Origin of the sequence: Microbulbifer sp. CAU 1566 (assembly GCF_023156515.1) — a bacterium.
Taxonomy (GTDB): Bacteria; Pseudomonadota; Gammaproteobacteria; order Pseudomonadales; family Cellvibrionaceae; genus Microbulbifer.
Genome location: NZ_JALNMG010000002.1, coordinates 240,142 through 252,484, shown reverse-complemented (window position 1 = coordinate 252,484; position 12,343 = coordinate 240,142). Strand labels below are relative to the sequence as shown.

The 12,343-nt window shown below is 57.0% G+C and carries 9 protein-coding genes; 5 read left to right on the top strand and 4 right to left on the bottom strand.

From position 1 onward, the window contains the following. The first annotated feature begins 138 nt into the window (after positions 1-138). Positions 139-774, top strand: a complete 636-nt coding sequence (locus M0G74_RS06200; protein WP_248215662.1) for a L,D-transpeptidase family protein — start codon at positions 139-141, stop codon at positions 772-774. Between the two features lie 134 nt (positions 775-908). Here the strand turns inward: M0G74_RS06200 and M0G74_RS18230 are convergent, their stop codons facing one another. After that, a complete protein-coding gene (locus M0G74_RS18230) occupies positions 909-1,037 on the bottom strand; it encodes a hypothetical protein (protein WP_282450050.1) in 129 nt (42 codons plus the stop codon). A gap of 34 nt (positions 1,038-1,071) precedes the next feature. Here M0G74_RS18230 and rraA point away from each other — a divergent pair, with 34 nt between their 5' ends. The 4 genes from rraA to M0G74_RS06180 all read left to right on the top strand — a co-directional run bounded on the left by rraA (position 1,072) and on the right by M0G74_RS06180 (position 7,072). Beyond that, positions 1,072-1,560, top strand: a complete 489-nt coding sequence (gene rraA / locus M0G74_RS06195; protein ID WP_248215661.1) for a ribonuclease E activity regulator RraA — start codon at positions 1,072-1,074, stop codon at positions 1,558-1,560. A gap of 1 nt (position 1,561) precedes the next feature. Further along, positions 1,562-2,404 carry a DMT family transporter gene (locus M0G74_RS06190; RefSeq protein WP_160153633.1) on the top strand — a complete coding sequence of 281 codons (843 nt, stop codon included), beginning with the start codon at positions 1,562-1,564 and terminating at the stop codon, positions 2,402-2,404. A 164-nt stretch (positions 2,405-2,568) separates the two neighbouring features. Then, on the top strand, positions 2,569-4,782 hold the full coding sequence (locus M0G74_RS06185) for an acyl-CoA dehydrogenase (RefSeq protein WP_248215659.1): 2,214 nt from the start codon (positions 2,569-2,571) through the stop codon (positions 4,780-4,782). A 55-nt stretch (positions 4,783-4,837) separates the two neighbouring features. Further along, positions 4,838-7,072 carry an acetyl-CoA hydrolase/transferase C-terminal domain-containing protein gene (locus tag M0G74_RS06180; RefSeq protein WP_248215658.1) on the top strand — a complete coding sequence of 745 codons (2,235 nt, stop codon included), beginning with the start codon at positions 4,838-4,840 and terminating at the stop codon, positions 7,070-7,072. Positions 7,073-7,080: 8 nt separating this feature from the next. Here the strand turns inward: M0G74_RS06180 and pta are convergent, their stop codons facing one another. The 3 genes from pta to M0G74_RS06165 all read right to left on the bottom strand — a co-directional run bounded on the left by pta (position 7,081) and on the right by M0G74_RS06165 (position 12,182). Next, positions 7,081-9,219 carry a phosphate acetyltransferase gene (gene pta, locus M0G74_RS06175; RefSeq protein WP_248215652.1) on the bottom strand — a complete coding sequence of 713 codons (2,139 nt, stop codon included), beginning with the start codon at positions 9,217-9,219 and terminating at the stop codon, positions 7,081-7,083. 14 nt (positions 9,220-9,233) lie between these two features. Continuing rightward, complete coding sequence (locus M0G74_RS06170; protein WP_248215650.1) at positions 9,234-10,469, bottom strand: acetate kinase; 1,236 nt, start codon at positions 10,467-10,469, stop codon at positions 9,234-9,236. A gap of 114 nt (positions 10,470-10,583) precedes the next feature. Further along, positions 10,584-12,182, bottom strand: coding sequence for an isocitrate lyase (locus M0G74_RS06165; protein WP_160153638.1), 1,599 nt, complete (start codon positions 12,180-12,182; stop codon positions 10,584-10,586). Positions 12,183-12,343: the final 161 nt, after the last annotated feature.

Here is a 12,343-nt window from a genome sequence, read left to right as displayed (position 1 = left end):
AATGTGTTTAATCGAGCCAGCTTTTTTCCATTCGCCAGCCTTTTTACACAAGCAGGGGTTACTGATTGAGGTAGTGATAGAGGTGTCAAGATGCAAAGAAGTTCGTCGTACAGACCAAACAACGGCAGTCGAGAATTGATGTCCGTCGCCAGTTCGCCGGGTGGCGGTGGTATGGCGGCGACGATCCATGCATTTAACGGTGGTTTCGAACATCGTATGCGCTGTTCCTGGATGGTGATGCTGGTTCTATTGATTGCCACATTGATGGGCGGGCTCTGGCCGTCCTTTGCCGATGCAAACACCGGTGCCAACTGGTTCGACGATCAAGCGGCCATGAACTCTTCAGGCTCGCCGTCCATCCGTATTAACCTGTCGGAGCAAAAGGCCTACTTCTACAAAGGTGGCCGCCTTGTGGGTGTTTCACTGATTTCATCCGGTAAAAAAGGCTTCAGTACCAGCCCAGGCAAATTCCGTGTGTTGGCAAAACGCCCGAACCACCGCTCGAGTATTTATGGGAGTTATGTCGATCGCAGTACCGGTCGGGTGGTGAAAGCCGACGTGGATACCCGTAAACACCGTCGTCCTTCCGGTACCTATTACCGCGGTGCGAAAATGAATCACTACATTCGTTTCAACGGCGGTATCGGTCTGCATGCGTCCGGACATGTACCGCGCTATCCCGCATCCCACGGCTGTGTACGCATGCCCCCGCATATGGCTCGGAAGTTTTTCCAATATGCCCGCGTCGGTATGCCGGTTTCCGTGAGCTATTAAGAGGTCGTAGCTATTCGATAGCGTGAACACAGGGAAGGGTAAAGAATCGGGCATGGCGATGGCCGGATCATCATTCCCGCATGGATAGCCAACTATTCAGAGTTTCAGATTGCTTGCTCGCAGACGCTTTTGCTTTATTTGGCAAGCCTTGCGCCGGGATTATCCATCAGGGTAATACCCGGCATTTTTATTGTCGGGCTGTGCCGCTTCCTGCCACCGGCTATCATGCCGTTTTGTGTTGTCATCGCAACGTGCAAATTCATCTCCCGTATCTCTCACTACACAGGAGCCTCAATCATGGCCACTTCCGTCATTTCTACCCCTGACCTCTGTGATGAATACCCCGACCTGGTGCAGGTAGTTGAACCCATGTTCATAAATTTCGGGGCCCGGGAGCAATTTGGAGGCGAGATAGTCACCATCAAATGTTTTGAAGATAACTCTCTGGTGCGGGAGCTGGTGGCGGAAGATGGACGGGGGAAAGTGCTGGTTGTAGATGCCGGCGGCTCCATGCGCCGAGCCTGCCTTGGGGACCTGCTGGCGGAAAAAGCCTGCCAGAATGGCTGGGAGGGGATCCTGATGTACGGCTGTATCCGCGATGTGGATGCCATTTCTGAACTAGAGTTAGGAGTACAGGCGCTCGGAAGCCACCCCATGAAGACCGATAAAAAAGGGATCGGTGAACGCAATCTTGCAGTGACTTTTGGCGGCGTCACCTTTAAACCTGGAGAGTATTTGTACGCTGATAATAACGGCGTGATAGTTTCTCCCCAATCACTTATGTAAATTGGTAATAACGGAATCTATTTTATTCGCACTGGTCCTGTTATCTGCGCTTGCGCATGCCATCTGGAATGCGGTGGTCAAGCACAGTGAAGAGGGTTTCCTGCAGCTGGCGATGATTCGCAGTGTTGGCCTGCTCGTAGGCGCGGCGCTGGCGACACAACTACCATTACCCAGCAAAAATGCACTGCCGTTCCTGCTGGGCGGCGCCTTGTTCCAGTACCTGTATTTTTTCCTGCTTTCTCGCTCCTACCGGGCGCTGGATTACGGCACCGCATATCCGATCGCCCGTGGTGTTACGCCGTTGATGGTGGCTTCCGCGGCGCTCCTGTTCCTGGACGAAACCCTGCAGCCCCTACAGATCACCGGCGTATTGCTGGTGACCTGTGGCATTTTCGCGCTCATCATGAAGGAGCTGCGTGTCAGCCGATCCGGGATCCTTTACTCCCTCGGAACCGGTATCGCCATAACCGGCTACACCACCCTCGGGGCAGCGGGGGTCCGGAGTGTACCCAACCCCCTCAGTTTTGTGGCCTGGCTGGAGATCTTGTCCGGCGGCGGTGTCATTTTCGCGGTATTACTCACCCGTCCGCTGAAAGGGTTGGCGTTTGCCCGGACCCATTTTGTGCGGAGTTCATTTTCCGGCGTGCTGGCGTCTGGTGGTTTTGGCATCGCACTTTGGGCCACTTCCATGATGCCGGTGGCGGCCGTTGCTGCGACCCGGGAGGTCAGTATTCTTTTCGCTTCGGTGATCTCGGTGTTACTACTGAACGAACGTTTTTCTGTTCGCCGAATGGTCGCGGCATTGATCATTTTCTGTGGAATTGGCACCCTGGCTCTTGCCTGAGGCCAAATTCCGGTCGCTGTTGCCACACGTTGCAGTCTGTATTTCCGGACTATAGTTGCAGGCAAACATCTCTTTGAACCCTGAATGTACTGCAACGTGATCCTGCGTTGCGCCGCTGTTTTGTGCATCAGGTGCCGTTCGTCATCGTCAGACAAGGATAAATAATGAGTAGCCTGCGCCAGAAGTGGATCACTGCACCGTTATTGAAATGGATCAAGAAAGTTCTGCCTCCCATTTCAGACACCGAACGGGAAGCCATGGAGGCGGGTGAGGTCTGGTGGGACGCGCAATTGCTCTCAGGCAAGCCGGACTGGGATCAGTTACTGAAAATGGGGCCGCCCGAGTTGACCGATGCGGAGCAGGCGTTTCTGGATGGCCCCGTCGAAGAGCTCTGCAAGATGGTAGATGATTGGCAGGTTTCCTATGTCGATCACGATATATCACCGGAGATCTGGGACTTTCTCAAAAAGAACCGCTTCTTTGGCATCATCATTCCTGAAGAATTTGGCGGGCTTGGCTTTTCTCCCACCGCCCACGCGCAGATTGTTACCAAAATTTCCACTCGCAGCACCAGCGTTGGTGTAACGGTAATGGTGCCGAATTCCCTGGGGCCCGGTGAGCTCTTGATGGCCCATGGCACCGAGGCGCAAAAAAGCCACTTTTTGCCGCGACTGGCGGATGGCCGAGAGATTCCCTGCTTTGGCCTCACCAGTCCCGAGGCCGGCTCCGATGCGGCGGCCATGGTGGACAACGGGGTGGTCTGTTACCAGGAATACGAAGGCAAGAAAACACTGGGGATGCGGATCAACTGGCACAAACGCTACATCACTCTTGGACCGGTGGCGACGATTCTTGGCCTCGCTTTCAAACTCTACGATCCGGATCATATTCTCGGCGAGGAAGAGGAGCTGGGCATTACCGTGGCACTGGTGCCCACGGATACGGCCGGGGTAACCATTGGTCAACGCCATCTGCCGGCGATGCAGGCCTTTATGAATGGTCCCAATTGGGGCAAAGACGTGTTTGTTCCCATGGACTGGATCATCGGCGGTCAGGAAAATATAGGCCACGGCTGGCATATGCTGATGAGTGCGCTGGCCGCGGGGCGGGGCATCTCACTGCCATCGCTGTCGACCGGCGGCGCCAAATTGGCGGCACGCACCACCGGCGCCTACGCGCATATCCGCGAGCAGTTTGGTATTCCCATCGGTAAGTTTGAAGGGGTACAGCGCCGCCTGGCTGAGATTGCAGCCATCGCCTATGTGCTCGATTCGGCCCACAAAACCACCACCCGGGCGCTGGATCAGGGGCGCAAGCCGGCCGTGGTCTCGGCGATCATGAAGGCGCATGCGACCCACGGTCTGCGCCAATCCATCAATGACGCCATGGATATTCACGCGGGCAAGGCAATCATGGACGGCCCTTTGAATTATCTGGGCAACGTTTACCGGGCAGTACCGGTCGCGATTACCGTCGAGGGCGCCAATATTCTCACGCGTAGCCTGATGATTTTCGGTCAGGGCGCCATCCGCTGCCATCCCTACCTGCTCAAGGAAATGGAAGCCGCCACCAATCCGGATAATGAGGCGGGGATCAAAGAACTGGATGCGCTGCTGCCCAAACACTTCCTGTTCCAGCTCAAAACCCTCTGTCGTGCTGTTTTTCACGGGTGGACCGGAGGTTTACTTGCCAGTAGCCCGCACGGGGTAGGCGACGCGGCAAAATACTACCGGCAAATGAATCGCTACTCGGCGGTACTCACGCTGGTTACCGAAATCTCACTCATGTCGCTGGGTGGCGAGTTAAAGCGCAAAGAACTGATCTCGTCGCGACTCGGGGATGTGCTGAGCGAGCTCTACCTGATGAGCGCCACCCTCAAGCGTTTTCACGATGATGGCAGCCCGAAGGAGGATCGTCCGCTACTGGAATTTGCCATGCGTGCGGGCTTTCACAACATCGAGGTCAGCCTGATCGAGGTGTTCCACAACTTCCCCATGCGCTTTGTCGGCCAGTTGATGCAGTTTTTGACCATGCCCTGGGGGCATAGCATCCGCTCTGCGTCGGATCGTCAGGCGCGAGCCTGTGCCGAACTGATTATGGCGCCGTCGGAAACCCGGGATCGCCTGACCAGCGGGGTGTTCCCCGGCAACAGTGGCGACGGTATCGATATTGTCGAGCAGGCTTTTTTAAGTAGCCATGAGACCGATGCCATTCGCGAAAAAATGAAGAAGGGTGGCCTGCGTCCGCTAAACCCGGCCACCATTGATAAAGCGGTGGAGAAGAACCTGATCTCTGCAGAGGAAGCGGCCAGGATCAAGGTGACGGCGACTGCCGTGGACAAGGCGATACAGGTGGATCACTTCGACTCACTGAAATAAGCAATCCATCCATGGCGGCTGGCGAAGGTCGGTAACAGCTGGGGAAGAGTCTGCAATGGCACAACTGGAAACATTCAATGCAGTCGTGGATTGCGTTGATGCAGTACTGGAGAAAGTGGGCAAACGCATCGTTCTCGGTTTGCCTCTGGGTATTGGCAAAGCCAACCAGTTTGCCAACGCCCTCTATGCGCGGGCGGAGCAGGATCCTGAGATATCCCTGACCATTTTTACCGCTCTGACACTGGAGCGTCCTGGCGCTGGCAATGAATTGCAGCGGCGTTTTGTGCAGCCATTGCTTGACCGATTGTACGCAGACTATCAGGACCTGGCTTACACCCGGGCGCGCCGCAGGGGGCTGCTGCCAAAAAATATCGAGGTGTGTGAGTTTTTTATCCAACCCGGCAGCTTCTTGAAAGTCCCGTCGGCACAGCAGAGTTATGTCAGCGCCAATTACACCCACGTACCCCGGGATCTGCTTGATCGCGGTGTCAATGTGGTGGCGCAGATGGTGTCGCCGGCCCCGGACGGGAGCGGTGATCTGAGCCTGAGTGGCAATCCGGATCTGACCTTGCCGCTACTGGAATTGGCGCAAGAGCGGGGTTATCCACCCATCACCCTCGTGGGAGAAGTCAATCCGCAGCTGCCGTTCATGGGTGGCGACGCGCGAGTCGCTCCTGCCATGTTCGATTTTTTGCTTGAGGGAGAGGATTTCAATCGCGAAATTTTCCCCGCCCCCAACCCTCCTGTTCGCCTGACGGATTACGCCCTGGCCTTTCATATCGCCGGCCTGGTGAAGGATGGCGGCACCCTGCAGGTGGGTATCGGTGCCCTGGGCGATGCCATTTGCCATGTGTTGCGCCTGCGTCACTGCAGCAACCTGGACTACCGCGACATACTGACGTCCCTGAACCTGGATACTGATAACGCACTGTGCAAATTGCCGCTGGAACTCGGCGTGTTTCAGCGGGGTATATACGGTGCCAGCGAAATGGTACCGGAAGGCTTTTTGCATCTGCGCCGCGCCGGCATCCTGAAACGCGCGGTCTACCCGGATGCGGCCGTGCAGCGAATATTGAATGAAGGCAAAGCCACAGACACCGTTGGCGAAGACCTGTTGATTGCATTGCGGGAAGCCGGTCGCATTCAGTGTCCATTGACGGAAGCGGATACGGCTTTTCTCCAGTCCGCTGGTATTGTGGATCCCAGCTATAGCTGGCGCGGCCACCGTTTTCTCGACGAACACGGTGAGATGGAAGAATGCGACCTGCACAGTAGCGTCGGCCGCAAGAAATTGATGGGTCGCTGTGAGGGGCAAAAACTACCTGGAGGAATCTGGCTGCACGGTGGTTTCTATCTGGGCTCTACGGGCATGTACCGCGCGCTGCGTGCCATGCCGGAGAGTGAGCTGGTTGGCATCAATATGACCGGCATCGACTTCATTAACGAGTTGCAAAAAGGGCACGCCCTTAAAGTTGCCCAGCGGCAACAGGCGCGCTTTGTGAATTCCGCGATGATGGTCACCCTGAACGGCGCGGTAATCTCCGACGGTCTGGAAGACGGCCAGGTCGTCAGTGGGGTTGGTGGCCAATACAATTTTGTTGCTCAGGCGCATGAACTGCCCGGTGGCCGCTCAGTGATTGCTCTCGCCAGTACGCGCATTAGCGATGGCCGAATTCGCAGTAACATTGTGTGGGAGTATCCCCACTGCACCATTCCCCGTCACCTGCGTGACATAGTGGTAACCGAGTACGGCGTTGCCGACCTGCGCGGGAAAACCGACCGCGATGTGATTGTCACCATGCTTGCCATTACGGATTCACGCTTTCAGAAGGAGCTGCTGGAGAAGGCCAGGGCAGCGGGCAAGGTGGAAGCGGAATACGTTATCCCGGAAAATTTTAGCAATAACACCCCGGAACATATCCAGGCGGTGTTCAATCAGGGACATCGGCTGACCCTGTTGCCTTACTACCCTCTGGGTACGGATCTCACCCGGGAGGAAGCGCAACTGGCCATCGGCCTCAAAGCGCTGAAGGAAGAGGGCCGCAAGATCTGGGACTTGTGGCCAGTACTGCGCAAAGGTCTGGTCGCGTGCAAAAGCCGGGCACCGGAGTACAAGGGCGTCCACGACTGCCTGGCTCGCATGGATTTTGAGTACGGTGATACCTTTGAGCACCGACTGGAAGCATATCTAGTTGCCGGGGCGCTGCTGCGATTTGTGGATGGCAACCGACCGCTGGGGGAGGTGGCCGAGCCGTCAGAGCGACGTCCCGATTTCTCCGCCGATGTGTAAATTCAAGACTATTTGAGCTGGCTCGCCTGAATCGCGGTGAGCGCGATGGTGTAGACGATATCGTCTACCAGGGCGCCCCGTGACAGGTCATTGACCGGTTTGCGCATTCCCTGAAGCATGGGCCCAATACTGATCAGGTCAGCACTGCGCTGCACCGCTTTGTAGGTGGTGTTACCGGTGTTGAGGTCGGGGAAAATAAATACCGTTGCGCGCCCGGCGACCGGGCTGCCCGGCGCTTTTTTTTCAGCGACATTTTCCATGATGGCGGCGTCATATTGCAGCGGCCCATCAATCACCAGGTCCGGGCGTTTTTCCTGCGCCAGCTTGGTTGCCTCACGCACTTTTTCCACATCGCTGCCGGTGCCGGACGTCCCGGTGGAATAGCTGATCATGGCGACTCTTGGCTCTATCCCAAAAGCGCTTGCAGAGTCGGCAGATTGAATGGCGATGTCCGCCAGCTCCTCGGCATTGGGGTCGGGGTTGATGGCGCAGTCGCCATACACCAGCACCTGATCCGGCAGCAGCATAAAAAATACCGAAGACACCAGGCTGGCACCGGGAGCCGTTTTAATCAATTGCAGGGCAGGGCGGATGGTATTGGCGGTGGTATGCACCGCACCGGAAACCAGGCCATCCACTTCATCTTCGGCCAGCATCATGGTGCCGAGCACCACATTATCCTGTAGCTGTTCCTTGGCAACGATTTCCGTCAGCCCCTTGCTTTTGCGCAGCTTGACCATGGGCTCGACGTATTTGTTGCGGGCGCTTTTCGGATCAATGATTTCCACTTTGTCGTTGAGCGACAGTCCCTGTTGTTCCGCAACCCGGTGGATTTCCTTGGGGTCGCCCAAGAGTACCGGCCGTGCAATGCCGCGCTCTGCGCAGATGAGCGCTGCTTTTACCGTGCGCGGCTCGTCGCCCTCGGGCAGTACGATGCGTTTGTTGGCGCGGCGGGCGAGCTCAGTCAGGTGGAAGCGGAAGGCGGGGGGCGACAATCGTTTGGGGCGATTGGAATCGCGGCCGAGGGACTCCACCCAGTGGTTGTCCAGGTGACCGGCAATAAAGTCCTGCACCCGTTCGATACGCTCCATATCATCGGTGGGGGTTTCGGTATTGAAGGACTGCAATTGCAGCGCCGTCTGCCAGGTATTGGTATTGACCAGAATTACCGGCAGCCCGGTTTCCATCGCGGGTGCGCAGAGTTTGCGCACCATGGGTTCTATGTAATAACTACCGGTCAACAACAGGCAGCCGATCTTGATGCCGTTCATCGCGGCAAGGCAGGCGGCGACGATCACATCCGGGCGGTCGCCCGAGGTCACCAGCATGGAGCCGGGCTCAAAGCGATAGATCATGTTGCCCAGCGAGCGCGAGCAGAAGGTCACGCTGTGCAAACGCCGGGTATCCAGCTCTCCGTAGTTGATGATTTCCGCCTGGAAATGATCCGCCAGATCCTTCGCCCTTGGTGCCACCAGATCGGCGTTCCACGGAATACAACCGATAATCGGCAATGGACTTTTGCCAAACAGCGAGAGAATTTCCAGATTGCCGCGGCGCACCCTGGGGCCTTCAAACACGCCGGTAATATCTGCACCGGGTGCATCCGGTACCTGCGAGGGCGCGCCTACCTTGTTGACAATACAACCGACAACACGCCCGGCCTTGGCGCCGCCAAAGGTAGCCATGGCCACTTCCAGGCGGTCTTTCAATTGTTGGGTGGAATCCAGATTGGGGCAGACCACCAGCACAATATCTGCATCCAGAGTTTTTGCGATCTGTAGATTGAGTTGGCTGGCAAACTGATTTTCCGCATTGGGTACCAGTCCCTCAACGATGGTGACATCGGCTTTCCTGGCACCCTCCTGGTAGCGCGCGAGTATCTCTTCCAGCAGGTCGGAAAGGTCACCGCGGCCGATCAGTGATTCCACATGGTTCATGCTGAAGGAATCCGGCACTTTCAGGCTGGATGCCTTGCGCAGTATTTCGTTACTGCGATCGCGATTTTTTTCCTGCTTCACACTTTCCGCAATCGGCTTGTAAAAGCTGACGCCGACACCATTGCGCTCCAGGGCGCGCAGTATGCCGATACTGACCGAGGTGATACCTACCCCGACACTGATGGGCACCAGCATAATTGTGCGTGACATGGGTTATTCCTTCGTCATTCCCGGATGCTGGGGTCGTGGTTGGGGGTATCCGGGGGCACCAGTTCCGCCGCATCCCGGGCGATGACCCACTCTTCGTTGGTGGGAATGACCAAAGTGACGGCGGACTGATCGCTTGAGATGGGACCTTCTTCGCCGAAGCGAGCACGGGTGTTGCGCTCGCTGTCGATTTCATAGCCGAGACCTGTGAGATGGGCGAGCACCATTTCACGGATCAGGCTGGAGTTTTCACCGATACCACCGGTAAACACCAGTGCATCCACCTGCGGCAGTATGCCGTGGTAGGCACCGATATATTTCGCCAGCCGGTAACTGAAGATATCCAGCGCCAGTTGCGCGCCACTGTGGCCTTCGGCGGCGGCCTGCTCCAGGGCTCGGCAGTCGTTGCTGAGCTCGGAAATGCCGAGTAAACCGCTTTGCTTGTTGAGCAGGTCGTTGATTTCTTTGAGACAGAAATCCATGCGGCTGCCCAGGTGCATCAGCAGCCCCGGGTCCACATCGCCACTGCGGGTGCCCATTACCAGTCCTTCCAGCGGTGTCAAGCCCATGCTGGTGTCCACGCTGTGGCCATCGCGCACCGCAGTAATCGAGGCGCCGTTGCCCAGGTGTGCGGAAATGATATTGACCTCATTTACCGGCAAATTGAGCAGTTCGGCCGCGCGCTCGGTCACAAAGCGGTGGCTGGTGCCGTGCATTCCGTAGCGGCGGATACCGTGGTCCCGGTAAAGGCTGTAGGGCAGGGCATAGATGAATGCATGGCGGGGCATCGACTGGTGGAAGGCGGTATCGAACACCGCCACCTGGGGCAGTTGGGGGAAGGCCGCTTTGGCCGCTTCGATGCCCAGCAGATGGGCGGGATTATGCAGCGGGGCCAGTGCCACACATGCCTGAATGGCGGCGACCACGGCGTCGTCAATCAGTACCGAGTGTGAGAATTTTTCACCACCGTGTACTACCCGGTGCCCTATGGCAATCAGGCAGTCACGCAAGTCCGCGCGCTCCCCCAGAATGTCCTCTACCAGAAATTGGATCACTTCGGTGTGGCGGGCGTTTTCCGGCAACTTGGCGGTGTGCTTCTGGCCGTCGAGAGTCCAGCTGACGGTCGGCTCTGGCTGTCCGAGGGCATCGCCAATACCCGACAGGGACAGGTCGCCATTGTGGGGGTCGATGATGGCAAATTTGAGCGAGGAGCTTCCGCAATTCAGAACAAGAACTTGGCTGCAAGACGGCATAGGAAACGCTGTTTTGTTGCGGGCTTGCACTAAGCCTAGTTCAAAATAGCGCCAATAAAAAAAGGGCCGCAGAGCGGCCCTTGAAGGGGTGTATAGCGATTCTCAGGGATACGCTTAACCGAACTGGTTCATGGTGTTGTCTTTACCGGCCGCTTTCAGGGCCGCCTCACCGGCGAAGTATTCTTTGTGGTCGTCACCCATGTCGGAACCGGCCATGTTCTGGTGCTTCACGCAGGCGATACCCTGGCGGATTTCCTTGCGCTGTACGCCTTTCACGTAGCCCAGCATGCCTTGCTCGCCGAAGTACTCTTTGGCCAGGTTGTCGGTAGACAGGGCCGCAGTGTGGTAGGTCGGCAGGGTGATCAGGTGGTGGAAGATACCGGCTTCACGGGCAGCGTCAGCCTGGAAGGTACGGATCTTCTCGTCAGCCGCGGCAGACAGTTCAGACTCGTCGTACTCGGCGCTCATCAGGTTGGCGCGATCGTAGGCGGATACGTCCTTGCCTTCTTCTTTCCAGGCATCGAATACCTGCTGGCGGAAATTCAGGGTCCAGTTGAAAGACGGGCTGTTGTTGTACACCAGCTTGGCGTTTGGCACCTGCTTGCGGATCTCATCCATCATGCCGCCGATCTGGCGCACGTGGGGCTTCTCGGTTTCGATCCAGATCAGGTCAGCGCCGTTCTGCAGGGAAGTTACGCTGTCGAGGATACAGCGTGCTTCGCCGGTACCTTTGCGGAACTGGAACAGGTTGGAAGCCAGGCGCTTCGGGCGCAGCAGCTTGCCGCCACGATTGATGACCACATCGCCGTTGGCCAGTGCGGATGCGTCCACTTCTTCGCAGTCCAGGAAGGCGTTGTACTGATCGCCCAGGTCACCGGGCTCTTTGGTAACAGCGATCTGCTTGGTCAGGCCTGCACCCAGGGAGTCGGTACGGGCAACGATCACACCGTTGTCGACACCCAGCTCCAGGAAGGCGTAACGCACGGCGCGGATTTTGGCCAGGAAGTCTTCATGGGGAACGGTTACTTTGCCGTCCTGGTGACCGCACTGCTTCTCATCGGAAACCTGGTTCTCGATCTGGATACAGCAGGCGCCGGCTTCGATCATCTGCTTGGCCATCAGGTAGGTTGCTTCCGCGTTACCAAAGCCCGCATCGATATCGGCAATGATCGGCACCACGTGGGTTTTGTGGTTGTCGATTTTGTTCTGTACCGCCTTCTGTGCAACTTCGTCACCAGCCTCGCGGGCGGCATCCAGCTCGCGGAAGAGGCCACCCAGCTCGCGGGCGTCTGCCTGGCGCAGGAAGGTGTAGAGCTCGCCAATCAGGTGCGCTACTGCCGTTTTCTCGTGCATGGACTGGTCCGGCAGCGGGCCGAACTCACTGCGCAGCGCGGCAACCATCCAGCCGGACAGGTAGAGGTAGCGGCGGTCGGTATTGCCTTCGAAGTGCTTCTTGATGGAAATCATCTTCTGCTGGCCGATAAAACCGTGCCAGCAACCCAGGGACTGGGTGTACTTGGAGGAGTCCTTGTCGTAGTTCTCCATGTCCTTACGCATGATATCGGCGGTGTACTTGGCGATATCCAGGCCAGTTTTGAATTTATTCTGGGCGCGCATGCGGGCCACGGATTCCGGGTTGATGGCATCCCAGGAACTTCCGTTGGCTTCACAGAGCTTGGCGGCCGCTTCGATGTCTTTGGTGTAAGTGGACATGCTGTGTTTCCTCAAAAAGGTGACTGCGAGTAGGTTGTGCGTATCCTAGGAGTGCTGGCATAATTTGGCTAATTTATTGTCATTATTCCCGCTATCCAAAATGTGAATGTGCTGGATGGCGGGTCTGAATAGTGGGTCTGTGATGCGGTTGTTGAATCCAT